Here is a 25,667-nt window from a genome sequence, read left to right as displayed (position 1 = left end):
GCCGAGGCCGCCGCGAAGCGGGCCCGCGCGGCCTCCGACGGCGCCCAGGCGGCGAAGCTGAAGGCCGACGCCGCCGTGCGGGTCGCGACCAGCGCGGCCGCCGACGCCATCGCGGCGAGCCAGCACGCGGCCTCGGAGGCCCGGGCGGCGGTCGCCCTCGCGGACGAGGCCGAACGCCAGGCGGGGATCGCCAAGGGTCACGCCGACGCGGCGAAGAAGGAGGCCGCGGTCGCCCTGGCGGCGGCCGCGAAGGCCACCGGCTTCGCCTATGTCACCGCCCAGGCGGCGGCCGACGCCAGTGCCGCAGCGGCCCAGGTCGCCAAGCCGGCGAACGACGCGATCCAGCTCGGCTCCCCGTACGTCGCCACCGACGCCACCGCGAGCCTGGTCGTGCTCACCGGCCAGGCGTCGAAGACGATCGCCGAGCAGCAGCAGGCCGTGGCCGCCGCGCACGCCGCGAACGCGAAGGAGGAGGCGGCCGTCGCGAAGGCCCTCGCGGACGCGGCGGCGGGCGACGCGAAGCTGGCGTACCAGCACGCCGCCAACGCGGCCGGATACGCGGCGGACGCCCGTACGTACGCCAAGGAGGCCCTCGGCTACGCCGCCGACGCCGCCGTGGCCGCCTCGAAGGCCGTCGCGTCACTGTCGAGGACCCTCGAGTACGACCGGCAGGCGGCCGAGGACGCCGCGGCGGCCGACAAGGCGGCCGGGCGCGCCGAGAGCCATGCCCGTTCCGCCCGCGAGTCCGCCGACCAGGCCGCCCTCGACGCCGAGGGCGCCCGCCAGGCCGCGGCCCGTGCCGAGCAGGCCGCGAAGGACGCCAGGGCGGCGGCCGACCGCGCCGACGTCGCCGCCACCGAGGCGGAGGAAGCGGCCAAGGACGCCCAGAAGTACGCCGATGAGGCCCAGGAGGCCGCAGACCGCGCCGAACGGGCGCAGGCCAACCAGCAGGTGTCGACGGGCGCGGGCACCGGTATCGGCGGCACGTTCTACGTGGCCGACGAGAAGAGCATCGTCGTCACCAACGCCGAGCAGTTGAACGACTGCGTCATCGAGGTCGGCTTCGAGGGCTGCACCGTCACCTTCAAGGTGACGTTCGACGTCGACGTCGACTACTACCAGTGCAACAACCTCGATGTCCCGGCCACCGAGGCCGGATGCCCGTCGTCGGACACGCTGTTCCTGCACACCGAGCACTTCAAGGGCCTGAAGAAGGACGTCACCAACTACTTCAGCAAATGGGAGCTGATCCAGCAGACCCTCACCTACCAGATCCTCAAGGCCGTTCTGGTCCAGGACTTCGTGGACTGCTATCACGGCAGCGCCAGCGGCTGCGCGTGGGCCGCGAGCAACTTCATTCCCGGCAAGGTCTTCACCACGGCCGCCGAGTACATCCGCGCCCTGGACGCGGCTCTGAAGACCGGCGTGGGGGTGCGTGAGGCGTTCGCCGCGCTGCGGGCCTTGGATAAACTGGACCCGGCGACGATCGCGCGCGTCGAAGAGACCGTCAAAGCCTACGAGGACGTGTTCGCCGCCTGCGAGCGGAACAGTTTCCCGGGCTCCACCGGGGTACTCATGGCGGACGGCTCGCACCGCGCGATCCGGGATGTACGCGTCGGCGACCGGGTGCTCTCCACCGACCCGGTGACCGGCGGCCTGCGGTCGCGGGACGTCACGAACACCTACCGGCACGACACCGAGCGCCTGGTGGACGTCGGCGTGGCCGACGGGCGGCTCACCAGCACCGTCGGGCACCGGTTCTTCGTCGTCGGCCGCGGCTGGACGACGGTCGCCGACCTGCGGGTCGGAGACCGGCTCCGTACCCCGGAGGGCACGGAGCAGACCGTGACCGCCCTGCGCGAGCGGGCCGGTCTCGAGCCCCGTACGGTCTTCGACCTCACGGTCGACGGGCTGCACACCTTCTACGTCCGCCCGCAGGGTGAGCGGCCCCGGGACGTGCTGGTGCACAACTGCACCGACATCATCGCCGACGAGGGCTTCCTGGGCGCGCACACGCTGACCGACCACGTCAGGCCGAACGACGCGGCCATGCAGACCAAGGCCAACGACAACAAGGCGGGCCTGGCGGGCCGGTGGACGGATGAGGCCACGGCGGCCGATGCCGTCCGGCGAGCGATCGAGGAGTGGGTCAAGGCCCCGAAGAACGCCACGAGGCTGTCGAGCTGGAAGATCGCTCAGTCGAAGAAGTCGGGTTTCGACTGCGGCGTGGATTGCCTCAAGTTCCAGTGGGAGGTTCGTGGCGGTGCGGACTCCCTCGGCCAGATCTGGCGCAAGGGCGGTACCCGCCCTGAAGCGGCGGGCAATAGGGTCGAGATCCTGTTGAAGTTCGTACCAAAGAAGGAGGGAGGGAAGGCGCACAGCGGCTACGTGGTCTTCACGTCGTATCCGATTCCGGGCTAGTACGTCGGTGACCAAGGGGACGGGGTACCTTCCGCACAGGGGGGTGCCCCTCCCGCACGACTTCCGACAGGAGGCGGACGAGTGGCCCGCACACGCGAGTTCTACTGCTACGACTACGGGGGTGACTTCGGGCTCAGCGGGCTGGCCGGGGTGCTGTACGCCCGGGCGGCGCTGCGGCTGGACGGGCCCGTCGTCCTCGCTCTCGCGCGGGCGACGGCCGAGGACGACGACTTCCAGATCGGCCGGGACGTACGGCTCCTGCTCGATTCCGGGCTGCCGGAGGGGACACTGCACACCGTGTGGTCGGCCGCCGTGCGCCGGTGTTTCGATCCGGTCGAGGAAGGCGCGGACACGCGCGCCTGGCTGCGCGAGGTGGCGAAGGTGTGCCCGCCGCGTCTCCCGGAGCGGGACCCGTACGAGGAGCAGGCCCTCGACGCGTCGCGCCCGCGGGTGCGGGAGGAGGAGTTGCGTACGAGCGTGGCCGCGGAGATCGAGTCGGCCGCCGCCGGACTCGTCCGGGGTGTCGCCGTCCCGGGCATCGTCCCGGCGTTGCTGCGCGTGGTGCGCGAGGCCGACGCCGACCTCGGGTTCCGGCTGTTCCTCCGGGTGCTCAAGGCGTACGCGGTGCCGGTCGGGAAGGAACAGTACGACCGGTTCGTGGCGCTCGGCGAACTGCTGGCCTTTCCCTGGGCGGCCGTCTCCGCGGAGCTGCGCGTGCGGTGGCCCGCGCTCGATCCCGGGTGGCGGGACTTCGGCGGCCTCCGCTTCGGTGTGCCCTGGCTCGCGGTCGTGTTGGCCGACGGGCTGTACGGAGGTACCGCGCTGGACCAGGCGCGGGAGATCGTCTGCCACGAGGTGGGCGAGGTGCCCGGCGTCCACGCGGCGGTGCTCTTGGCGGACGTGCGGCGGCTGCTCGACTCGGACCTGCCGGACGTGTCGGTCGGCGCGGTGTGGTGGACCGCGGCCCACCGCTGGGGCCTCGGTGACGGGCCCGGCCCCGGGGAGTTCGACACCGACGTGCGGGGCTGGCTGGAGCAAGTGGCCGCGGCGTGCGAAGAGCACCTGGCGAAGATCGATCCCGGCTATGTGCCGTACGTGCCGCCCGCCCGCGCCGAGGCGACGGAGGCGGTGCTGCGCGAGGTCCGGCGGATCGGTCCGACGCTGCCGCGGCACGTCCCCGAGGCGGCGGCCGCGGCGCTGGAGGACGTGGTCCGGTGCGTCGATCCCGACCTCGGGTTCCGCTTCCTGGTCGGGATCGTCCGCGTCTACAGCGTGCCAGTCGACGCCGGCCGGCGACGTTGTTACCGGGCGATCGCCGTGAGCCTCGGTTTCCCCGAGGGATACGTCGACGAGGTGCTGCCCGACGGCGACCCCTGGGCGTGAGACGGCCGGTGGGCCGCACCCCCGAGGTCCGGGTGCGGCCCACCGGCCGTATGTCCGCACGGAGTCGTGCGGCCCCGCGCGTCAGCCCTGGTCGCCGCCCCCGAGGTGGTGGACCCGGACCATGTTCGTGGTGCCCGGGACGCCGGGGGGCGAGCCGGCGGTGATGACCATGATGTCGCCCGCGTTGTAGCGCTGGAGCTTCAGCAGCTCGGCGTCGACGAGGTCGACCATGGCGTCCGTGGTGGTCACGAACGGGACCAGGAAGGACTCGACGCCCCAGCTCAGCGCGAGCTGGTTGCGGGTGCCCTCGTCCGTCGTGAAGGCCAGGATCGGCTGGGCCGCGCGGTAGCGGGAGAGCCGGCGGGCGGTGTCGCCGGACTTGGTGAAGGCGATCAGCGCCGTACCGCCCAGGAAGTCCGCGATCTCGCAGGCCGCGCGGGCCATCGAACCGCCCTGGGTGCGCGGTTTCTTGCCCGGCACCAGCGGCTGGAGGCCCTTGGACAGCAGCTCCTCCTCGGCCGCCGCGACGATCTTCGACATCGTCTTCACGGTCTCGATCGGGTAGGCGCCCACGGAGGACTCGGCGGACAGCATGACCGCGTCCGCGCCGTCGAGGATCGCGTTCGCGACATCGCTGGCCTCGGCGCGCGTCGGCCGCGAGTTGGTGATCATCGACTCCATCATCTGGGTGGCGACGATGACCGGCTTGGCGTTGCGGCGGCACATCTCGACGAGGCGCTTCTGCACCATCGGGACGCGCTCCAGCGGGTATTCCACGGCGAGGTCGCCGCGGGCCACCATGACGGCGTCGAACGCGGCGACGACGGCCGCCATGTTCTCCACCGCCTGCGGCTTCTCCACCTTGGCGATGACCGGGACCCGGCGGCCCTCCTGGTCCATCACCTTGTGGACGTCCTTGACGTCGTTCGCGTCGCGGACGAAGGACAGCGCGACCATGTCGCAGCCCATCCGCAGGGCGAACCGCAGGTCCTCGACGTCCTTCTCGGACAGGGCCGGGACGTTGACGGCCGCGCCGGGCAGGTTGATGCCCTTGTGGTCGGAGACGACGCCGCCCTCGACGACGATCGTCTTCACCCGCGGGCCCTCGACCTCGACGACCCGCAGTTCCACGTTGCCGTCGTTGATCAGGACCTGGTCGCCCTTGGACACGTCGCCGGGCAGGCCCTTGTACGTGGTGCCGCAGATCGCCTTGTCGCCGGGCACGTCCTCCGTGGTGATGGTGAACTCGTCACCGCGCACCAGCTCGACGGGGCCCTCGGCGAAGGTCTCCAGACGGATCTTGGGGCCCTGGAGGTCGGCGAGCACACCGATGGCGCGGCCGGTGTCCGCCGCCGCCGCACGGAGGCGGTCGTACCGCCCCTGGTGCTCCGCGTGGCTGCCGTGGCTCATGTTGAAACGGGCCACGTTCATACCGGCCTCGATGAGAGCCTTCAGCTGCTCATACGAGTCGACGGCGGGGCCCAGGGTGCAGACGATTTTGGAACGGCGCATAAGGCGGATCCTATCGGTTTGTTTCACTGCGGAATATTCCGGTCGGCGGAAAGTACAAATGGGCGGGGGGCCGCTCAGGCGTTCACTCCTCCGAGTGCATCCGAGTGCCTTTTCTCCTTTCCAGTCACCTTTCTGATGACCTTTTCGGTGGCTTCCGATGACCATTCGGCGACTTTTGACAGCCTTTCGGCCGTCTTTCGGCGGACTTCAGGCGGTGTACCGGCTGCCTTCCGCCGGCCTTCCCTCGGTCTTCCGTCAAACAGCGCCCGCATTCCCCTGAGCCCGTCCCCGGTCCTTTCCCACAAGACGGTTCTCCGGCAGGGCTCTCGGCGACGGTTCTCCTCGATGGCTCACCTCGGCGGCTCACCGCGATGGCTCACCTCGACGGCTCTCACAGGGGCGATTCTCCGACGACTCCGCCCCGAACCGGCGGAACACCTCACCCGACCCGCTCGCGCCGCACCAGCGCGTAACTCTGCCGAGCGATCTCCAGCTCCTCGTCGGTCGGTACGACGGCCACCGCCACCCGCGCGCCCTCCGGCGAGACGATCCGCGCCTCGGACGACCGCTGCGCGTTGCGCTCGGGGTCCACCGCGAGGCCGAAGCCCGTCAGGCCCGCGAGGGCGGCCTCCCGTACCGGGGCGGAGTTCTCGCCGACCCCCGCCGTGAACGCCACCGCGTCCACCCGGCCGAGCACCGCGTAATACGCCCCGATGTACTTCTTCAGCCGGTGTACGTAGATGTCGAAGGCGAGGGCCGCGCGCCGGTCGCCCGCGTCGATGCGGCGCCGGATCTCCCGCATGTCGTTGTCGCCACACAGCCCGACCAGACCGGACCGCTTGTTGAGCAGCTCGTCGATCTCGTCCGGCGACATGCCCGCCACCCGGCCCAGATGGAAGACGACCGCCGGGTCGATGTCGCCCGAGCGGGTGCCCATGACCAGCCCCTCCAGCGGGGTCAGCCCCATCGAGGTGTCCACACAGCGCCCGCCCGCCACCGCCGAGGCCGACGCCCCGTTGCCCAGATGGAGCACGATCACGTTCACGTCCTCGGGCTCCCGCCCGAGCAGCCGGGCCGTCTCCCGGGAGACGTACGCGTGCGAGGTGCCGTGGAAGCCGTAGCGCCGGATCCGGTGCGCGTCGGCGACCTCGGTGTCGATCGCGTAGCGCGCCGCCGACTCCGGCATCGTGGTGTGGAAGGCGGTGTCGAAGACCGCCACCTGCGGCAGGTCGGGGCGCATCGCCATGGTCGTACGGATGCCGAGCAGGTTGGCCGGGTTGTGCAGCGGCGCCACCGGCACCAGGCGCTCGATCTCCGCGCACACGTCGTCGTCGATGATCGTCGGCTCGGTGAACCGCAGCCCGCCGTGCACCACCCGGTGGCCGATCACGGCGAGTTCGGGGGAGTCCAGGCCGAGCCCGTCCGCCGCCAGCTCGGCCGCCACGGCCTTCAGCGCCGCCTCGTGATCGCCGATGGGGCCGACCGTCTCCCGCTTCATCCCCGCGCCCTCGCCGTGGGCGGGGCGCAGCGGGGTGTGCACGAGCCGGGAGGTCTCCTCGCCGATCCGCTCGACCAGCCCGGCCGCGAGCCGGCTGCCGTCCGCCATGTCGAGCAGCTGGTACTTCACCGACGAGGAGCCGGAGTTGAGGACGAGGACACGCGTGGCGGTCATGCGGAGAACTCCTCGGTGTCGGCCTGGGGGCGGGTCTCGGCCTCGGGGCGGGGCTGGGCCTCGGTCTGGGACTGCGGGTGGGGGCGGCCCGGGGTCCCGCCCGGGGACCGGTCCCGGCCCTGTTCCCGGCCCTGGGCCTGGATAGCGGTGATGGCGACGGTGTTGACGATGTCGCTGACGAGCGCGCCGCGCGACAGGTCGTTCACCGGCTTGCGCAGGCCCTGGAGGACCGGGCCGACCGCGACCGCGCCGGCCGAACGCTGCACGGCCTTGTAGGTGTTGTTGCCGGTGTTGAGGTCCGGGAAGATCAGTACGCTCGCCTGCCCGGCGACCTCCGAGCCCGGCAGCTTGGTCGCCGCCACCGACGGCTCGACCGCCGCGTCGTACTGGATCGGCCCCTCGATCCGCAGTTCCGGGTGGCTCGCCCGGACCAGCGCGGTGGCCTCGCGCACCTTGTCGACGTCGGCGCCGGAGCCGGAGGTCCCGGTGGAGTACGAGAGCATCGCGATCCTCGGCTCGACACCGAAGCGGGCGGCGGTGGCGGCCGACTGCGCGGCGATGTCGGCGAGCTGCTCCGCGTTCGGATCCGGGTTGACCGCGCAGTCGCCGTACACCAGGACCTTGTCGGCCAGGCACATGAAGAAGACGGACGAGACGATCGAGGCGTCCGGCTTCGTCTTGATGATCTCGAACGCCGGGCGGATCGTCGCGGCCGTGGAGTGCACCGAACCGGACACCATCCCGTCGGCCAGCCCCTCCTCGACCATCAGGGTGCCGAAGTAGTTGACGTCCGAGACGACGTCGTACGCCAGCTCCACGGTGACGCCCTTGTGGGCGCGCAGCCGTGCGTACTTCTCCGCGAACGCGTCGCGCAGATCGGAGGTCCGCGGGTCGATCAGCTGGGTGCCGCCGAGGTCCACGCCCAGGTCGGCGGCCTTCTTGCGGATCGCCTCCACGTCGCCGAGCAGGGTCAGGTCGCACACGTCACGGCGGGTCAGCACCTCGGCGGCGCGCAGCACCCGCTCCTCGGCGCCCTCGGGGAGCACCACCCGGCGCCGGTCGGCCCGGGCCTGTTCCAGGAGCTCGTGCTCGAACATCATCGGGGTGACCCGGCCGCTGCGGACGACCGAGAGCCGGTCGAGCAGATCGGCGGTGTCGACATGCCGTTCGAACAGGCCGATCGCGATCTCGGCCTTGCGCGGGGTGGCGGCCGTCATCTTGCCTTCGAGCGCGAAGAGTTCCCCGGCGGTGGGGAAACTGTTGTCGCGGACGGAGACGACCGGTGTGCCGGGGGCGATCCGGGAGGCGAGGGTGAGGACCGCCTCGGGCGGCCGCTCGTCGAGGGTGAGCAGGATGCCCGCGATGGGCGGGGTGCCGGCCGAGTGCGCGGCGAGCGCGCCGATGACCAGGTCGGACCGGTCGCCGGGGGTCACGACGAGCGCGCCCGGGGTCAGCGCGGCGAGGAAGTTCGGCAGCGTCGCGCCGCCGAAGACGAAGTCGAGCGCGTCACGGGACAGTCCGGCGTCGTCGCCGAGGACGACGGAGGCGCCGAGCGCGTGGGTGATCTGGGCGACCGTCGGCGCGGACAGCGCCGGCTCGTCGGGCAGTACGTAGCAGGGCACCGGCAGCCGGGCGGCCAGCCGCTCCGCGATCGTCTCCCGGTCCTCGGCGGCGACCCGGTTGACCACCATCGCGAGGACGTCGCAGCCGAGCACGTCGTAGGCGCGGAAGGCGTTGCGCGCCTCGGCCCGTACGGACTCCGCGGTCTGGCCCGTACCGCCGACGACCCCGATCACCCGGGCGCCGAACTCGTTGGCGAGACGGGCGTTGAGGGCGAGTTCGTCGGGCAGCTGGGTGGCGGCGAAGTCGGTGCCGAGGACCAGGACGACCTCGTAGGCGCGGGTGACCGCGTGGAAGCGGTCGACCAGCCGGGAGACCAGTTCGTCGGTGCCCTGCTCGCCCTGGAGCGCGGACGCCTCCTCGTAGTCCATGCCGTAGACGGTGGCCGGGTCCTGGGAGAGCCGGTAGCGGGCGCGCAGCAGCTCGAACAGCCGGTCCGGACCGTCGTGGCGCAGCGGACGGAACACCCCCACCCGGTCCACCTGGCGGGTCAGGAGTTCCATGACTCCCAGCTCGACGACCTGACGGCCGTCCCCGCGGTCGATCCCGGTCACGTACACACTGCGTGTCACGCCGTGGTCTCCTGTCCGAAGGCTTCGAAGAGTCCGCTTTGAGTCCGCTTTCGGCCCCGGGCCGCCGCGGTCCCGGGCTCGGTGCCCTCCGGGGGCCTGTTCGGACCGTCCGGATCTGTCGCGGACCGTTCGGACCTGTGCCGGATCCGTTCCGGAGCGAGCCGGATCTGTTCCGGACCGTTCGGACCGTCCGTACCGAGCCGGGTCTTCGTCAACCCAGTGCATGCAAAAGCCATCCATAGGGGTGGCTATGCACTCTTGACATTACCCCTGGAGATCTCTCGGACGCCCGCCGGGCGGGGGGTGGGGCAGCACGGGTACGAGGTGGGCGCGGGGCGGGAGAAGGCCAGGTGGAAGGGGTGGCCGAGGGTGTGGCGAAGGGCCCGCGCGAGGCCCCGGGCGAACGGCCCGTACGTCCCGGGACCAAGGGCCCGGGAGGGTCCCCGGCCCGGCGGTCGCGCGGAGTAGCTGCGGAGTAGCTACGGGCGCGCCCGCACGGCCGACCGTGTGAGAATCGATCTCGGCTCACCCGTGCCGCGCCCGAGCACGGGCGACGGGCACGGGCGAGGAGCACGGCACCAGCACGGGCGACCAGCACGGGCAGGGGCGGCAAGCACGAGGCACGAGCACGAGCAGGAGCACAGCACGATGCGCATCGGAGTTCTCACCGCAGGCGGCGACTGTCCCGGCCTGAACGCAGTGATCCGGTCGGTCGTGCACCGGGCCGTGACCCACTACGGCGACGAGGTCATCGGCTTCGAGGACGGCTACGCGGGCCTCCTGGAGGGGCGCTACCGCACCCTCGACCTCAACGCCGTCAGCGGCATCCTCGCCCGCGGCGGCACCATCCTCGGCTCCTCCCGGCTGGAGCGCGCCCGCTTCCGTGCCGCCTGCGACAACGCCAAGGAACTCATCGAGAAGAGCGGCTTCGACGCGCTGATCCCGATCGGCGGCGAGGGCACGCTCACCGCCGCCCGGATGCTGTCCGAGGCCGGCGTCCCGGTCGTCGGCGTCCCGAAGACCATCGACAACGACATCTCCGCCACCGACCGCACCTTCGGCTTCGACACCGCCGTCGGCGTCGCCACCGAGGCGATGGACCGGCTCAAGACCACCGCCGAGTCGCACCAGCGCGTCATGGTCGTCGAGGTCATGGGCCGGCACGCGGGCTGGATCGCGCTGGAGTCCGGCATGGCCGCCGGCGCCCACGGCATCTGCCTGCCCGAGCGGCCCTTCGACCCGGCCGACCTGGTCAAGATGGTCGAGGAGCGGTTCGCCCGGGGCAAGAAGTTCGCGGTCGTCTGCGTCGCCGAGGGCGCCCACCCCGCCGAGGGCACCATGGACTACGGCAAGGGCGAGATCGACCAGTTCGGGCACGAGCGCTTCCAGGGCATCGGCACCGCCCTCGCGTACGAACTGGAGCGCCGCCTCGGCAAGGAGGCCCGGCCCGTCATCCTCGGCCACATCCAGCGCGGCGGCACCCCGACCGCGTACGACCGGGTGCTCGCCACCCGGTTCGGCTGGCACGCGGTGGAGGCCGTGCACCGGGGCGACTTCGGGCGGATGACGTCGCTGCGCGGCACGAGCGTCGAGATGGTGCCGCTGGCCGAGGCGATCACCGAGCTGAAGAAGGTGCCGGAGAGCCGGATGCGCGAGGCCGAGTCGGTCTTCTGACGGGGATACGGGCCGGGGCCGGGGCCGGGCGCGGGGCCGGGTGCGGGTGCGGGTCGTACGGCCCGGCGGCACGGGACGCAGGTCCCGATCTGTCCCGGGTGCCGGCCCGTCCGTGCCGCCTGCCGCCTGCCGCCTGCCGCGTGCACCTGTGCCGGTGTGCCTGTTCCGTACGTCTGCCCCGGTCGTCACCCCTTCCCGTGAACGAGCGGGGCCGAATCCCTGCTTGAGCGCGCCGCCGCGATCAACAAGGCTGGAGACGTGTCCCGGACACGTCCCCATGTCGGTACGCCGGTCCGGGCCCGGTTCGCGGCGAAGGGGCCAGACATGACCAGGGGGGAGACGGCTCCCGGCGCGCGGGGCGCGCGGAGTCCGGCCGAGTTCGTCGCCCGCCTCCAGGCCCTCAAGGACCACTCCGGTCTCACCTATCGTCAGCTCTCGGCCCGCGCCGAGGCGCGCGGGGACGTGCTGCCGCGTTCGGCCGTCGCCGACATGCTGGCCCGTTCCACCGTCCCCCGCGCCGAACTCCTCGCCGCCTTCCTGCGCGCGTGCGGTGTGCCGCCCGAAGCGGCGGCGGAGTGGGAGGCGATACGGAGGGACGTGGCGCTCCGGGCGAGGGGCGCGCCGCAGGCCGGGGCGGCGGGGGCGTCCGGGGTAGCGGGGGGCTCCGGGGATCCGGGTGCCGGCGGGATGCCGGTGGGGGCCGGGGAGCCGCCGGATCCAGGCGAGTCAGGCGAGCCAGACGATGCAGGTGACTCAGGTGACTCAGGTGAGTCGGGTGAGCCGGGGAACTCGCCACCCGTCTGGCCCATGGTGCCCGACCCCGCCCCGGACCCGGGCCGGGCCTCCGGCGGGGTGCCGGTGCCGGCGCGGGCCCGGCTGCGCCGTTTCCTCGTTGTCGCGGTCGCCGTCGCCACCCTCGTGACCGCGACCCTCAGCATCGTCGTCTTCCTGCGCGAAGGCGATCGGGCCCGCCGGAATCCGCCCGTTCTCACCGCCCCCGCCGAGGGCCCGGTCCGTATCCGGGTGATCGGCTCGGACCTCTGTCTGGGCGAGCGGCGCGACGGCCGGGGCGGCCCGATCTACCAGCGGCCCTGTACGGAGGCCGCCGTCCCGCGCTACGCGCTCGAACAACTCGACGACGCGCGGTGGCGGATCGTCTCGCATCACTCGGACGACTCCGGCCATCCGGGCCCCGGCCCCGGCTGCTCCGGGCTTCCCTCCGGCGACCGGCCGGCCGAGGCGGTCCTGGAGGACTCCGCGTGCGGCGACCCCACCCGGGTCGAACGCTTCACCGTGGAGTCGTACGGCACCCCGGTCACCGGCTACCGGATCCGCCCCGACGGCCAGGCGGAGCCCGGCAGTTGTGTCACCGTCCTCGGCGACCCGAGGGCCGAGTGGTCCCGGCTCGGCCGGTCGCCGTGCCGCGAGGACGCCCGGGGGCAGCTCTTCAGCTTCGACCGCCGGACTTGAGCGCGCACGTCCGTACGCCCGCATGCCCGCAGCCCGTACGTCCGAACACCCGCGCGCCTGCGCGGCGTACGGTCCGGCGCCTGCTCAACTCGTCGGCTCTGCCCCCTGCTTGGCGCGTCGTCGGCGGGTGACCGCCAGCCGTACGCTGAACGCCAGACAGACGACGGCCAGGACCGGGAGCGCCACCAGAGCCGGGTTGACCCAGGCAGGAACCAGGTCGTAGCCGGCGTCGCAGGGGTTGCGCAGCGGGAACCAGCGCGACGTCTCCTCGAAGTGCGCGTCGACGTACGGGTAGTCGTACCGCTGCCCCCGGGCGTGGCACGCCTCCTCGGGGTCCAGTGACGCCCCCGACAAGGCGCCGGCGAGGTACACGAAGCCGGTGGCCACGATCAGGAGCGCCGCGCTCCCGGCGCACCAGCCGGCGCTGTGCCGCCAACTGCCCCGGCCCAGGGACCGGCCCCAGAACCACAGTCCGGGGCCGGTGGCGACGACGAACACGACGAAGAGCATCAGTAAGAGCATGAACCGATGGTCCACGCCCTTCCTCGGGCGGCGAAGGGCGGCCTGACGGGCTGCTGGAATCGGGGCCCGGGAAGCGGCGCGCGTCAGTGCTTGCCGCGTGGGCGGCGGCCGCCCGCGTCGGTCGCGGCCAGCCAGCGGTACTGGAGTTCCGGGCGGCCGATCTGCCCGTACTGCGGGGCCCGGACCGCCCGGCCCGAGGTCACCAGGTGTTCCAGATAGCGCCGCGCGGTGATCCGGGAGATCCCGACGTCCGCGCCCGCCTCCGCCGCCGTCAGCCCCTCGGGCGCCGCCCGCAGCGTACGGGTCACCGCCGCCAGGGTCGGCGCGCTCAGCCCCTTGGGCAGCGCGGCGGGCTGCGGCGCCCGCAGCGTCGCCAGGGCCCGGTCCACCTCGTCCTGGCCCGACGCCTCCCCGGCCGCCGCCCGGAACTCGGCGTACCGGCCGAGCCGGTCCCGCAGCGTGGCGAACGTGAACGGCTTGAGCACGTACTGCACCACCCCCAGCGACACCCCCTCCCGCACCAGCGCCAGATCCCGCGCCGAGGTCACCGCGATCACGTCCGCCGCGTGCCCGGCGGCGCGCAGCGCCCGCAGCAGTTGGAGCCCGTGGCCGTCCGGCAGATAGAGATCGAGCAGGATCAGATCCACCGGCATCCGGTCCAGGATCCGCAGCGCGGCGGCCCGCGTGTGCGCCACCCCGACCACCCGGAACCCGTCCACCCGGCCCGCGTACAGCGCGTGCGCGTCGGCGGCGACGGGGTCGTCCTCGACGACGAGCACCCGGATGCCGGCCGTCGCGGGCTCCTGACCGGTCACGCGCGCACCTCCCCGGCGGCGGCCCGGGCCAGCGGCAGCCGGACGGTGAACTCCGCACCGCCCAGCGGCGATTCGGCGAGCGTGAGAGTGCCGGAGGCGCGGGTGACGGCCTGCTGGACGAGCGCGAGCCCGAGCCCTCGGCCGGGGCCTCGGGTGGACCAGCCGCGATCGAGGACGGCGGCGCGGTCCTCCGGCCGTACCCCGGGGCCGTTGTCGCCGACGCGCAGCAGCAGCTCGCCGTCGTCGGCGAGGGCGGTCACGGTGACCCGGGGGCCGCGCGGGGTGGTGGCCGGGGTGGCAGTCGGGGTGCCGGCGGGGTGGGGCTCGCGGGGGGCGGGGATGCCCGCGAGGAGCGGCGGCGGCACGGCGGAGGGGGCGCGGGTCTCCTTCTCGTACGCCGAACCGTCCACGTACGCAGTGTCCGCCCCGTACCCCGTCTCCGCCTGGCGGGCCGTGTCCGAACGGTGGTCGTACGGCGCCTGGTGGTCGTGCGCCGCCGCCCGGTGCTCATACGGCACAGGCTCCTCGTACGGCACAGGCTCCCCGTACGCCACCGTGTTCTCGTACGCCACCGAGCCCTCGTACGCCGTCCCGTCGCCCGGATCCGGCGCGGGCGCGCCGCCCGCCGCCTCCACCGCGTTGTCGACCAGATTGCCGAGGATCGTCACCAGGTCGCGGGCGGCCAGGGCCACCGGCAGCACCCCGTCGTCGATCCGGCTGTCCTCGGTCAGGACCAGCTCGACCCCCCGCTCGTTGGCCTGCGCCGCCTTGCCGAGCAGCAGTGCCGCGAGGACCGGTTCGCCCACCGCGCTCACCACCCGGTCGGTCAGGGCCTGCGCGAGTTCCAGTTCGGCGGTGGCGAAGCCGACGGCCTCCTCGACCCGGCCCAGTTCGATCAGGGACACGACGGTGTGCAGCCGGTTCGCCGCCTCGTGGGCCTGCGAGCGCAACGCCTCCGAGAAGCCCCGCTCCGAGTCCAGCTCGCCCGACAGCGCCTGGAGCTCGGTACGGTCCCGCAGCGTGATCACGGTGCCGCGCCGCTCGCCGCCCACCACCGGCCGGGTGTTGACCACGAGCACCCGCTCGTCCGTCAGATGCAGCTCGTCCACCCGAGGCTCCGAGGACAGCAGCGCGCCGGTGAGCGACGCCGGAAGCCCCAGTTCGGCCGCCGGCCGCCCGACCACATCCGCGGTGGTCTTCGTATCCGCGGCCATGCCCGTGTCCGTACCCGTCCCCCGGGCCCCCTCCTCGGGGAGCCCGAGGAGGACCCGCGCGCCGTCGTTGATCAGCGCGATCCGCCGCTGCCCGTCCAGCATCACGAGGCCCTCGCGCACCGCGTGCAGCGCGGCCTCGTGATAGTCGTGCATCCGGCTCAGCTCGGTCGCGTTCATCCCCTTGGTGTGACGGCGCAGCCGCGCGTTGACGACGTACGTCCCCGCGCCGCCGGCCACGAGTGCCGCGAGCGCCATCCCGAGCAGCGCGGTGACCTGTTCCCGTACCTGCTCACTGATCCGGTCGATGGTGATGCCCGCGCTCACCAGGGCGATCACCCGGCCGTCGGCGGTGACCGGGGCCACCGAGCGGACCGAGACGCCGAGGGTGCCGACATGCGTCTCGGAGAAGGCCTCCCCGTGCGCGGCGGGTTCGAGGTGCCCGAGGTAGGTGTGGCCGATCCGATCCGGCTGGGGATGCGTCCAGCGGGTCCCGTCCGGCGCCATGATGACGACGAAGTCGACCCCTGTTCGCAGCCGCAGGGACTCCGCGTACGGCTGGAGGCCGGCGGTCGGATCCGCGCTCCCCGCCCCCGCTTCCGGCGCCGCCCCCGCCACCGCTTCCGGCGCCGCCCCCGCCGCCCCGTCCGCGCCCCGGCCCGTCCCGCCCGAGCGGTCCGCCGCCCGCGCCGCGGCGATCACCGTGGGTGAGGCGGCGACGGCGTTCGCGGTGGCCGCGGACTGGCGGCGCGCGGTCTCCTCGGCCTGTTCGCGATCCGTTACATACGCGAATACTGCACATCCCGCGACGACGGCGGCCATCAGTACGACCTGCATGGCGAACAGCTGACCAGCGAGGCTACGGGGCCGGGAGAGGGGGAAGCGCATGCGAGCAAGTGTGCCTCGCTCCATTTGCTCTCACATACGGTGTGTCCGAATCGTTCTGTGAACGAAACGAACGCAAGGGTGACGGCGGTCACAGGCTGATGGATAGTGCGGTGGTCCACCGCGAGATGGACGCCCCCGAGTACGAGGAGGGAACCCGTGGCAGCCCGACGGGACCGTACCCACTATCTGTATCTGGCCGTCATCGGCGCCGTCCTGCTCGGCATCGCCGTCGGCTTCCTGGCGCCCGGCGTCGCCGTCGAGCTGAAGCCGATCGGCACCGGCTTCGTCAATCTCATCAAGATGATGATCTCGCCGATCATCTTCTGCACGATCGTGCTCGGCGTCGGCTCGGTCCGCAAGGCCGCCAAGGTCGGCGCGGTCGGCGGTCTCGCCCTCGGCTACTTCCTCGTCATGTCCACGGTCGCGCTGGCGATCGGTCTGGTCGTCGGCAACATCCTGGAGCCGGGTTCCAGCCTCCACCTCACCAAGGATCTCGCCGAGGCCGGTGCCGCGCAGGCGCAGGGCGCCAGCGAGAGCACGTCGGACTTCATCCTCGGCATCATCCCGAAGACGATCGTCTCCGCCTTCACGGAGGGCGAGGTCCTCCAGACGCTGCTGGTCGCGCTCCTCGCGGGCTTCGCGCTCCAGGCGATGGGCAAGGCCGGCGAGCCGGTGCTGCGCGGCATCGGGCACATCCAGCGGCTCGTCTTCCGCATCCTCGCGATGATCATGTGGGCCGCCCCGGTCGGCGCGTTCGGCGCCATGGCCGCCGTGGTCGGCGCCACCGGCGTCGACGCCCTGAAGTCGCTCGCCGTCATCATGATCGGCTTCTACATCACCTGCGCGCTGTTCGTCTTCATCGTCCTCGGCACGCTGCTGCGGCTGATCGCCGGGGTGAACATCTTCGCCCTGCTGAAGTACCTGGGCCGGGAGTTCCTGCTGATCCTGTCCACCTCCTCGTCCGAGTCGGCGCTGCCGCGCCTGATCGCGAAGATGGAGCACCTGGGCGTCTCCAAGCCGGTCGTCGGCATCACCGTCCCCACCGGCTACTCCTTCAACCTCGACGGCACCGCCATCTACCTGACGATGTCCTCGCTCTTCATCGCCGAGGCCATGGGCAACCCGCTGAAGATCGGCGAGCAGATCTCGCTCCTCGTCTTCATGGTCATCGCCTCGAAGGGCGCGGCGGGCGTCACCGGCGCCGGCCTCGCGACCCTCGCGGGCGGTCTGCAGTCGCACCGTCCCGAGCTGGTCGACGGCGTCGGCCTGATCGTCGGCATCGACCGCTTCATGAGCGAGGCGCGCGCCCTCACCAACTTCGCGGGCAACGCCGTCGCCACCGTCCTCGTCGGTACCTGGACCAAGGAGATCGACAAGGAGCGGGCGGCCGAGGTGCTGGCCGGCCGCGTCCCGTTCGACGAGACGACCCTCGTCGACGACGGCCACGGCGCCCCGGCCGGTGCCGACGCCGATGCCGACGTGCCGGACCAGCGCGGTGCGGGCGGCGGCGACACGAAGGCCACCGCCGGCGTCTGACCCCGCCGGACACCCTGACGCGACGCCCCCGGGCACGAGCCACCGCTCGTACCCGGGGGCGCTGTGCTGTCCGGGGGCGCTGCGCTGCCCGGGGACGGCGGGGCGGCGGGGCGCCGGCGGTACGGGGCGGGGCTCGGCGGTACGGGGCGGGGGCGCCCAGCCTGAGGAACCAGGGCGCCCCGGCCCGCGCTCAGTCCCCGCCCCCTCCGCCACCCCCGCCGCCTCCGCAGCTCCATCCGCCGCCGAAGTGGTCGCCGCCGCTCGGACCGCCACCGCCACCGCTACCGCCTCCGCTGTCCGAGTGGTGGTCGCCTTCGTGGTCGAGGGCCCGGCCCATGCGGATCAGGGTGCGGCCGAGGCCCGCGGGGAGGGTCTGGAAGCCGGCCGGGCCGTACGGGGTGGGGTGGCGGCGCGGGTCCAGCGCGGCGGGGCCGGCGAGGACGTACGCGGGGAGCCGGCCCTCGGCGGCGACGGCCGCGAGACACCGGCGACCCGCCCGGGTGGGCCGGTGCCGCCGGCTTCCGATCAGGCCCAGGGCGACCAGCCCACGGGCGAGTTCGCCGACCTCGGGGGAGTCCGCGGCGGCGTCGACCACCTCCCGGGCGGGCCTGCTCCGCGGGCAGGCGGCGATCACCGCGCGTTCCACCGGATGCGGGGGCCGCTCGTCGCCGATCACCCGCAGACGGCCGACCCTGAAGGACAGCACCCCGCGCTCGGTGAGCGAGAGGGCCGCACTCTGCGCGACCCGTCGCCCACCACCCGCGAGATAGGCGTACGCGTACACCCCCAACTCATCGCCGATTCCCCTGACTTCACTGCCACGCCGTGTCCCCGTCATCCCCGTACCCCCTCGAACAGGCCCATCGCCTTGTCCGCAGGATGCCCGCCGACGCGCCTTCGTGAGCGCCTCCGGCCGTTCTCAGAGCATGATGTGAGCTTCGGGTCCACCGGCCGCCACATCCGCTCCAGGAAGCCGCCCCGTCTCACAGTCGGGTCGAGTGAGCCTCCACCAACTCCCGTACATGATCGAGAAGTTCCAGCGCCGGCATCGGGTCGAGCCGGCGGCCGTCGCGCAGCCGGACGGAGACCTCGCCGGCCGCCGCCTCGCGGGCGCCGATGATCACCTGGTACGGGGCGAGGCGGGCGGCGCGGATACGGGCGCCCAGGGTGCCGCGTTCCGGACCGGCGACCTCGGCGCGCAGGCCCCGTTCCGCACAGCGGGCGACGAAACGGGCGGCGGCGTCGTGCTCGGCGTCGGTGACCGGCAGGACGGCGAGCTGGAGCGGGGCGAGCCAGGCGGGGAAGGCGCCCGCGTGGTGCTCGACAAGGTGGGCGACGGCGCGTTCCACGCTGCCGATCACCGAACGGTGCAGCATCACGGGCCGATGCCGGGCGCCGTCGGGCCCCACGTACGCGAGTCCGAACCGCTCCGGCTGGTGGAAGTCGACCTGGACGGTGGACAGGGTCGACTCGCGGCCCGCCGGATCTGCCACCTGCACGTCGATCTTCGGCCCGTAGAACGCGGCTTCGCCCTCCCCCTCCTCGTACGCGAGGCCGCAGGAGTCCAGGGCCCGGCGCAGCAGATCGATCGCCCGCTCCCAATTCCCGGGCGCCTCCACGTACTTGCCGCCGGGGCCGGGCAGTGACAGCCGGTACCGCACCGGGACGATGCCCATCGCCGCGTACGCCTCACGGATCAGTGCGAGCGCCCCGGCGGCCTCCTCGGCGACCTGGTCGAGGGTGCAGAAGACATGCGCGTCGTTCAGCTGGATGCCCCGCACCCGGGTGAGCCCGCCCAGCACCCCCGACATCTCGGACCGGAACATGCCGCCCAACTCGGCCATCCGCAGCGGGAGTTCCCGGTAGCTGCGAGCGCGGGAGCGGAAGATGACGGCATGGTGCGGGCACAGGCTGGGCCGGAGCACGAGCTGTTCCCCGCTCACCTCCATCGGCGGGAACATGTCGTCGCTGTAGTGCGCCCAGTGCCCGGAGATCTCGTACAGCTCCCGCTTGCCCAGCACCGGCGAGTACACATGCCGGTAGCCGGCCCGCCGTTCGGCCTCGCGTACGTACTCCTCCAGCGCCTGCCGTACGACGGCCCCGTCCGGCAGCCAGTACGGCAGCCCGGCGCCGATCAGCGGATCGGTGTCGAACAGCTCCAGTTCCCGTCCCAGCCGGCGGTGGTCGACGCCGTTCCCGACGCCGTTCCCGACCTCGCTCCCGGACTCGGTCCTGACGTTGCTCGCGGACTCGTTCATGGTCACTCACTCCTCGTTTCGTGGGGGAGCGGGTGCCCGGGGAAGGGGCCGGAGAACGCTTCGAGCCCCGGGGCACTCGCCCCGGGGCTCGAAGACAAAGACAGCTGTCAGCGCGCCGGGACACTCTCCGGCGTCGTCGTGTTCATGGTGGCGCGCTTCATGCGGGCGACGCTAACAAGGGAGCGTCCCGCCGCGCGCGTGGTTTATCGGTGCGGGTGCGGGTGCGGGTGCGGGTGCGGGTGCGGGTGCGGGACGAGCCGGATCCGGCGGGTCGGCAGGTCGATCGCGGCCACCTCGACGGCCAACAGTTCCCCCTCGGCGGGGAGGGGCCGGCCGCCGAAGGAGTCCGTGTGCGCGAACCCTTCGACACCCCGGGCGAGTTCGACGAAGACGCCGAAGGGGACGACCTTGGTCACCGGGCCGGTCAGCACGCGCCCCGCGGCGTTCCCGGCGTTCCCGGCGCTCTCGGCGAACGCGGGCAGTGGGTCGGGCAGCAGCGCCTTGCGGGACAGGGAGATCCGCTCGCGGTCGTGGTCGACGTCGAGGATCTCGACGTCCAGTTCCTCGCCCACGCCGACCAGGTCCTCGTAGCGGTCGAAGCGCTCCCAGGACAGCTCGGCCGCGTTGATCATGCCCTCGGCGCCGCCGAGTTCGACGAAGACGCCCCAGGGTTCGATGCGCGACACGACCCCCGCGCGGACCTCGCCGCGCCGCAGCCCATGCAGGAAGGCGCGCAGTTCCTTGCCCCGCCGCCCGAGCAGCCCCCGCGCGTCCGCGAGCGCCGCCTCGCTCAGCAGCGGCCGCCAGGCGGTGAACAGGCGCAGCAGCGGGCCGCCCCAGCGTTCGCGGAATTCCGGGTTCACAGCGGCGAGGTCGAGTTCGTTGGCGGCGGTGAGTTCCGCGAAGTCGGCGCGCTGCCGGGCGGTCGGGAGGAAGGTCCGGTCCGTGAACCGGTCCCGGAAGGGGCCGTCGGTGCGGGGCAGGCCGGCGTAGGAGAATTCCCGGTCGCAGCTCGCGTAGAAGTGGACGATTTCCTCCGCCTCCGCCCCGATCGTCGCCGTCAGGTCGGCTCGCCGCTCCAGGGGGAGCAGGCTCTCGGCGAAGCCGGCGGTGCCGTAGAAGGCGTGGCAGAGACCGGCGAGACGCAGGGCCGGGCGGGCGTTCCAGCCGGCGAGCCGGGATTCCACCCGCGTGAGATGGGCGAGAAGGGTGCCGCCGGGGTGGGGGAGGGTGTCGGCGCCCTGGCGGATCAGCAGGGCGTGGGCCGCGGCAAAGGCCGCCGAGTCGTCCGGGTCGCTTCCCATGGGACACAAAAATACCCCGGACTTAGAATGGACATCCGGGGTACCGCGTCACGTATATTGGTTGTTTCCGTGTCCGATACGAAAATGGCACGGGAACCATCCCTAAAAGTACTGTATCTCGTCGGGAGTCGAATTGTCAACCGAGGAATTTCGGAAAGAGCAGGAATTCATCACCGGGCTCTACGCTCGCCTCGACGACCTGCGGGACCAGGCCGAGGCGGGCGTCGCCGCCGCCCTCGCCGCCCCCGGCGCGGGCAGCGCCCAGGCGCGCCTGGAACGGGACGTGCTGGTCGCCGAACAGTCGGGGCTGCTCGCCGCGCTCGACGCGGGCGAGAGTGGACTGTGCTTCGGCCGGCTGGTGTTCCGCGACGGCCGCGACCACCACATCGGCCGGATCGGCATCCGCGCCGACGACGCGCACCGCACCCCGCTCGTCGTCGACTGGCGCGCCGACGTCGCCCGCCCGTTCTATCTGGCCACCGGCTACGCCCCCATGGGCCTCAGCCGCCGCCGGCATCTCACCACCAAGGGCCGCGAGGTCGTCTCGCTCCACGACGAGGTGCTCGACCTCGGCGACGCCACCCGCACCGGCCACGAGAACCGCGACGCCGACGAGGTGCTGCTCGCCGCGCTCGACGCCGCCCGCACCGGCCGGATGCACGACATCGTGCAGACCATCCAGGCCGAGCAGGACGGCATCATCCGCTCCCCGCACCGCGGGGTGCTCGTCGTCGAGGGCGGCCCGGGCACCGGCAAGACCGCCGTCGCGCTGCACCGCGCCGCGTATCTGCTGTACGCCCACCGCGAGCAGCTCGCCAAGCGCGCCGTCCTGATCGTCGGCCCCAACCCCGCCTTCCTCGGCTACATCAGCAATGTGCTGCCGTCCCTCGGCGAGACCGGTGTCCTGCTGGCCACCCCCGGCGAGCTCTTCCCCGGGGTCCAGGCCACCGGCACCGACAGCCCCCGCGCCGCCGCCGTCAAGGGCTCCGTCGCCATGGCCGGGGCGCTGGCCGCCGCCGTACACGACCGGCAGCAGGTCCCCGAGCGCGACGCGCCGCTGATCGTCCCGCACGACGACGGCGACCTGATCGTCGACTGGGACATGGCCCTCGAAGCCCGCCACAAGGCCCGCGAGACCCGCCTCCCGCACAACCTGGCCCGCCCGTACTTCGTCTTCCACATCCTCGACGCGCTCGCCGAACAGCTCGCCGACCGCATCGGCGCCGACCCCTACGGCGGCCCCAACTTCCTCGGCCCCGACGACCGCGCCCAGCTCGCCAAGGGGGTGGCCGCCAACCCCGACGTCCATGCCGCCCTCGACGGCCTGTGGCCCGCCCTCACCCCCGAGGACTTCCTCGCCGACTACCTTGACGAGCCCACCCACCTGGACGACCCCGCCGACCTGGCCGCGATCCGGCGTCCCGACGACGGCGGCCCGCGCGTCTGGACCCCGGCCGATGTCCCGCTGCTCGACGAGGCCGCCGAACTCCTCGGCGAGGACGACTCCGCCGCCCGCGCCGCCGAGGAGGCCGAGCGGCAGAAGCGGATCGCCTACGCGCAGGGCGTCCTCGACGTGTCGTTCGCCTCCCGCACCTACGAGTTCGAGGACAAGACGGAGGTCGACGAGGACGCCTCCGAGGTGCTGTCCGCGCACGACATCATCGACGCCGAACGCTTCGCCGACCGCCACGAGGAGGCCGACCACCGCAGCGCCGCCGAACGCGCCGCCGCCGACCGGACCTGGGCCTTCGGGCACATCATCGTCGACGAGGCGCAGGAGCTGTCCGCGATGATGTGGCGGCTGCTCATGCGCCGCAGCCCGACCCGTTCGATGACCCTGGTCGGCGACCCCGCGCAGACCGGCGACCCGGCCGGCGTCGGCTCCTGGGAGCGGATCCTCGCGCCGTACGTCGAGGACCGCTGGGAGCACGTCCGGCTCGGCGTCAACTACCGCACCCCGGCCGAGATCATGGCGGTGGCCGCCGCCGTACGCCGGGACGCCGACCCGGACTTCGAGCCGCCGAGCTCGGTCCGCTCCACCGGCGTCGAGCCGTGGGACCGTACGGCCGAGGACCCGGTGAAGGAGACCGCCGACGCGGTCGCGGCGGAACTGGCGGCGCACACCGACGGACGGCTCGCGGTCATCGCGCCCGACGAGCTGCACCCCGGGCTCGTCGCCGCGCTGCCCGGCGCCGCGTACGGCACGAAGCCGGATCTGACCCGGCGGGTGGTGCTGCTCGACCCCCGCCAGGCCAAGGGCCTGGAGTTCGACTCGGTGCTCGTCGTCGACCCGGAGGGCATCCGGGACGGTGCCACACACGGCGTCAACGACCTGTACGTGGCGCTGACCCGGGCCACCCAGCGGCTCGGGATCGTCCGCCGGGCGGTCTGAGTACGCGGTCCGAGACGGCGGGCCGGGGCGCGGGCCGGGACCCTCGTACGAGTGGTCCCGGCCCGCCCGGCCACGCGACGAGCCCGCGAACCGGCCTGCCGATTCAGCCCGCCACCGGCCCCGACCGGCCCCCGATCAGGCGGGCTTGAACCACACCGTCGCCAGCGGCGGCAGCGTCGTCCGCAGGCTCGTCAGCCGTCCGTGCCAGGGCACCGACTCGGTCTTCACCGGGTCGGTGTTCGTGACGCCGCCGCCCCCGTACCGGGCCGCGTCCGTGTTCAGCACCTCCTGCCAGGCCGCGACGCTGTCCGGCACCCCGAGCCGGTAGTCGTGCCGCACCACCGGCGAGAAGTTGCAGACCGCGAGCAGCGGCGAGCCGCTCGCGTCGAAGCGGAGGAAGGCGAAGACGTTGTCCTCGGCCGCGTCGCCCGCGATCCACGCGAAGCCCTCGGGCGAGGTGTCCCGCTCCCACAGCGCGGGCGTCGCCGCGTAGACCGTGTTCAGATCGCGGACCAGGTCCCGTACGCCCCGGTGGTCGGCCTCCGCCCCGTACGACGGGTCGAGCAGCCACCAGTCCGGGCCGTGGTCCGCCGACCACTCCGAGCCCTGGGCGAACTCCTGCCCCATGAAGAGGAGTTGCTTGCCCGGGTGGGCCCACATGAAGCCCAGGTACGCCCGGTGGTCGGCGCGCCGGCGCCACCAGTCGCCCGGCATCTTCGACACCAGCGACCGCTTGCCGTGCACGACCTCGTCGTGCGAGATCGGCAGGATGTAGTTCTCGCTGTACGCGTAGACCATCGAGAAGGTCATCTCGTGGTGGTGGTACTTGCGGTGCACCGGGTCCTTGGTCATGTAGCCGAGGGAGTCGTGCATCCAGCCCATGTTCCACTTCAGGCCGAAGCCGAGACCGCCGAAACCGCCCGGCCCCACCTGGTTCGTCGGCCGGGTCACCCCGTCCCAGGCGGTGGACTCCTCGGCGAAGGTGACGACCCCCGGACAGCGTTTGTACAGCGTGGCGTTCATCTCCTGGAGGAAGGCCACCGCGTCCAGGTTCTCCCGGCCGCCGAACTCGTTGGGCAGCCACTCGCCGCCCTCGCGCGAGTAGTCGAGGTAGAGCATGGAGGCGACCGCGTCCACCCGCAGCCCGTCGAGATGGAACCGCTCGCACCAGTACACCGCGTTGGCGACCAGGAAGTTGCGCACCTCATTGCGGCCGTAGTCGAACTCCAGGGTCCCCCAGTCGGGGTGCGCGGAGCGGCGCGGGTCCTCGTGCTCGTACAGCGGACGTCCGTCGAACTCGGCCAACGCCCAGTCGTCGCGCGGGAAATGGGCCGGGACCCAGTCCATCAGGACGCCGATCCCGGCCTGGTGCAGCGCGTCGACGAGGAAACGGAAGTCGTCGGGGGTGCCCATCCGGGCGGTCGGCGCGTAGAAACCGGTGACCTGGTAGCCCCAGGAGCCGTGGAAGGGATGCTCGGCGACGGCCATGAACTCCACATGGGTGAAGCCGAGATCGGCGACATAGGACGGCAGTTGTTCGGCCAGCTGGCGGTACGTCAACCCGGGGCGCCAGGACGGCAGATGGACCTCGTACACCGAGATCGGCGCCTCGTGGTGCGGGCGCGCGCCGCGCCGCTCCAGCCACCCGGCGTCCTGCCAGACATGGTGGTCGTCGGTCACGACGGACGCGGTGTCCGGCGGGCACTGGGTGCGCCGGGCCATCGGGTCGGCGCGCAGGGTGTGGCTGCCGTCGGGGCGGGTGAGGTCGAACTTGTACAGCGCGCCCTCGCCCACCCCCGGCACGAACAGCTCCCACACGCCGGTCGATCCGAGCGAGCGCATGGGCAGCGCGGCGGGGTCCCAGTGCGTCCAGTCGCCGGCGACCCGGACCCCGCGGGCGTTCGGCGCCCAGACGGTGAACCGGGTGCCCGGCGTGCCCTCGTGGGCCATGACCCGCGCGCCGAGCGCGGTCCACAGCTCCTCGTGACGGCCCTCGCCGATCAGATGCAGATCGAGGTCGCCGAGGGCGGGCAGGAAGCGGTACGGGTCGTGGACGGCGAGCTCGGCGGCGGAGTCGTACCGGACCCGCAGCTCGTACGCCGGGACCGTGCGCAGCCGGGGGACGAGCGCCGAGAACAGCCCGTCGCCCTCGGAGACGAGCGGGATCCGGCGGCCCTTGGGGAGCAGGACGGCGACCTCCTTCGCCCACGGGCGCAGGGCGCGGAAGGCGATTCCGCCCTTCACCGGGTGGGCGCCGAGGAGCGCGTGCGGGTCGTGGTGCGCGCCGGAGAGCAGCCGGGCGCGGTCGTGGGGGTCGAGGGCCGGCGCCGGGCGGGCCGTCCGGGCGGGTCGGGCGGGGGTGGGGGCGGTCACCGGAAGTGCCTCCTGGTTGGGGGTGGGGTGGGGCGGGGTCCGCC

At 72.8% G+C, this 25,667-nt stretch carries 16 protein-coding genes; 6 read left to right on the top strand and 10 right to left on the bottom strand.

The window, feature by feature from the left end:
* Together ABZ990_RS26220 and ABZ990_RS26215 are read left to right on the top strand one after the other, a co-directional pair.
* Positions 1 to 2,421, top strand: a 2,421-nt coding sequence (locus ABZ990_RS26220; protein ID WP_361236367.1) for a polymorphic toxin-type HINT domain-containing protein, incomplete at its 5' end; no start/stop codon positions are given.
* 81 nt (positions 2,422 to 2,502) lie between these two features.
* Entirely contained in the window at positions 2,503 to 3,804 is a 1,302-nt protein-coding gene (locus ABZ990_RS26215; RefSeq protein ID WP_361236364.1) for a hypothetical protein, read from the top strand.
* Positions 3,805 to 3,885: 81 nt separating this feature from the next.
* On the opposite strand, the gene pyk is transcribed toward ABZ990_RS26215, so the two are convergent.
* From pyk to pta, 3 genes are all read right to left on the bottom strand, one after another.
* Positions 3,886 to 5,316, bottom strand: coding sequence for a pyruvate kinase (gene pyk / locus ABZ990_RS26210; protein WP_361236361.1), 1,431 nt, complete (start codon positions 5,314 to 5,316; stop codon positions 3,886 to 3,888).
* 439 nt (positions 5,317 to 5,755) lie between these two features.
* Complete coding sequence (locus tag ABZ990_RS26205; RefSeq protein ID WP_361236358.1) at positions 5,756 to 6,988, bottom strand: acetate kinase; 1,233 nt, start codon at positions 6,986 to 6,988, stop codon at positions 5,756 to 5,758.
* Positions 6,985 to 9,180 (bottom strand): phosphate acetyltransferase, encoded by a 2,196-nt coding sequence (gene pta / locus ABZ990_RS26200; protein ID WP_361236355.1) that lies wholly within the window; start codon positions 9,178 to 9,180, stop codon positions 6,985 to 6,987. The genes ABZ990_RS26205 and pta overlap by 4 nt, the downstream gene beginning before the upstream one ends.
* Before the next feature lie 648 nt (positions 9,181 to 9,828).
* Between pta and ABZ990_RS26195 the strand changes: the two genes are divergently transcribed.
* Positions 9,829 to 10,854, top strand: a complete 1,026-nt coding sequence (locus ABZ990_RS26195) for an ATP-dependent 6-phosphofructokinase (RefSeq protein WP_361236352.1) — start codon at positions 9,829 to 9,831, stop codon at positions 10,852 to 10,854.
* Positions 10,855 to 11,178: 324 nt separating this feature from the next.
* Positions 11,179 to 12,324 (top strand): helix-turn-helix transcriptional regulator, encoded by a 1,146-nt coding sequence (locus ABZ990_RS26190; protein ID WP_361236349.1) that lies wholly within the window; start codon positions 11,179 to 11,181, stop codon positions 12,322 to 12,324.
* Between the two features lie 84 nt (positions 12,325 to 12,408).
* Here the strand turns inward: ABZ990_RS26190 and ABZ990_RS26185 are convergent, their stop codons facing one another.
* The 3 genes from ABZ990_RS26185 to ABZ990_RS26175 form a co-directional block, all read right to left on the bottom strand.
* On the bottom strand, positions 12,409 to 12,846 hold the full coding sequence (locus ABZ990_RS26185; RefSeq protein ID WP_361236346.1) for a hypothetical protein: 438 nt from the start codon (positions 12,844 to 12,846) through the stop codon (positions 12,409 to 12,411).
* 83 nt (positions 12,847 to 12,929) lie between these two features.
* Positions 12,930 to 13,661 (bottom strand): response regulator, encoded by a 732-nt coding sequence (locus ABZ990_RS26180; protein ID WP_361236343.1) that lies wholly within the window; start codon positions 13,659 to 13,661, stop codon positions 12,930 to 12,932.
* Entirely contained in the window at positions 13,658 to 15,760 is a 2,103-nt protein-coding gene (locus ABZ990_RS26175; RefSeq protein WP_361236340.1) for an ATP-binding protein, read from the bottom strand. The genes ABZ990_RS26180 and ABZ990_RS26175 overlap by 4 nt, the downstream gene beginning before the upstream one ends.
* Positions 15,761 to 15,916: 156 nt before the next feature.
* On the opposite strand from ABZ990_RS26175, the gene ABZ990_RS26170 reads away from it, so the two are divergent.
* On the top strand, positions 15,917 to 17,296 hold the full coding sequence (locus tag ABZ990_RS26170; RefSeq protein ID WP_361236337.1) for a cation:dicarboxylase symporter family transporter: 1,380 nt from the start codon (positions 15,917 to 15,919) through the stop codon (positions 17,294 to 17,296).
* 190 nt (positions 17,297 to 17,486) lie between these two features.
* On the opposite strand, the gene ABZ990_RS26165 is transcribed toward ABZ990_RS26170, so the two are convergent.
* The 3 genes from ABZ990_RS26165 to ABZ990_RS26155 all read right to left on the bottom strand — a co-directional run bounded on the left by ABZ990_RS26165 (position 17,487) and on the right by ABZ990_RS26155 (position 20,858).
* The gene (locus tag ABZ990_RS26165) at positions 17,487 to 18,134 is read right to left on the bottom strand and encodes a TIGR04222 domain-containing membrane protein (RefSeq protein ID WP_361236334.1); all 648 of its coding nucleotides are present in this window, start codon (positions 18,132 to 18,134) and stop codon (positions 17,487 to 17,489) included.
* Between the two features lie 145 nt (positions 18,135 to 18,279).
* Entirely contained in the window at positions 18,280 to 19,554 is a 1,275-nt protein-coding gene (thrS, locus tag ABZ990_RS26160; RefSeq protein WP_361236331.1) for a threonine--tRNA ligase, read from the bottom strand.
* A gap of 203 nt (positions 19,555 to 19,757) precedes the next feature.
* Entirely contained in the window at positions 19,758 to 20,858 is a 1,101-nt protein-coding gene (locus ABZ990_RS26155) for a DUF6817 domain-containing protein (RefSeq protein ID WP_361236329.1), read from the bottom strand.
* A gap of 133 nt (positions 20,859 to 20,991) precedes the next feature.
* On the opposite strand from ABZ990_RS26155, the gene ABZ990_RS26150 reads away from it, so the two are divergent.
* Positions 20,992 to 23,250 carry an ATP-binding domain-containing protein gene (locus ABZ990_RS26150; RefSeq protein ID WP_361236326.1) on the top strand — a complete coding sequence of 753 codons (2,259 nt, stop codon included), beginning with the start codon at positions 20,992 to 20,994 and terminating at the stop codon, positions 23,248 to 23,250.
* Between the two features lie 135 nt (positions 23,251 to 23,385).
* Here the strand turns inward: ABZ990_RS26150 and glgB are convergent, their stop codons facing one another.
* Positions 23,386 to 25,623 (bottom strand): 1,4-alpha-glucan branching enzyme, encoded by a 2,238-nt coding sequence (glgB, locus tag ABZ990_RS26145; protein ID WP_361236323.1) that lies wholly within the window; start codon positions 25,621 to 25,623, stop codon positions 23,386 to 23,388.
* Between the last annotated feature and the right edge of the window lie 44 nt (positions 25,624 to 25,667).

Source organism: Streptomyces sp. NPDC046203 (assembly GCF_040646255.1).
Classification (GTDB): Bacteria; Actinomycetota; Actinomycetes; order Streptomycetales; family Streptomycetaceae; genus Streptomyces.
The sequence above is the reverse complement of the archived record's forward strand: the minus strand, read 5'-3'. Positions and strand labels throughout refer to the sequence as shown.

Excerpts from the sequence above, each read along its gene's own strand:
- pyk (WP_361236361.1), bottom strand. The coding sequence starts at position 5,316 with ATGCGCCGTTCCAAAATCGTCTGCACCCTGGGCCCCGCCGTCGACTCG.
- ABZ990_RS26205 (WP_361236358.1), bottom strand. The coding sequence starts at position 6,988 with ATGACCGCCACGCGTGTCCTCGTCCTCAACTCCGGCTCCTCGTCGGTG.
- ABZ990_RS26195 (WP_361236352.1), top strand. The coding sequence starts at position 9,829 with ATGCGCATCGGAGTTCTCACCGCAGGCGGCGACTGTCCCGGCCTGAAC.
- ABZ990_RS26190 (WP_361236349.1), top strand. The coding sequence starts at position 11,179 with ATGACCAGGGGGGAGACGGCTCCCGGCGCGCGGGGCGCGCGGAGTCCG.
- ABZ990_RS26185 (WP_361236346.1), bottom strand. The coding sequence starts at position 12,846 with ATGCTCTTACTGATGCTCTTCGTCGTGTTCGTCGTCGCCACCGGCCCC.
- ABZ990_RS26175 (WP_361236340.1), bottom strand. The coding sequence starts at position 15,760 with ATGCGCTTCCCCCTCTCCCGGCCCCGTAGCCTCGCTGGTCAGCTGTTC.
- ABZ990_RS26165 (WP_361236334.1), bottom strand. The coding sequence starts at position 18,134 with ATGACGGGGACACGGCGTGGCAGTGAAGTCAGGGGAATCGGCGATGAG.
- thrS (WP_361236331.1), bottom strand. The coding sequence starts at position 19,554 with ATGAACGAGTCCGCGAGCAACGTCAGGACCGAGTCCGGGAGCGAGGTC.
- ABZ990_RS26155 (WP_361236329.1), bottom strand. The coding sequence starts at position 20,858 with ATGGGAAGCGACCCGGACGACTCGGCGGCCTTTGCCGCGGCCCACGCC.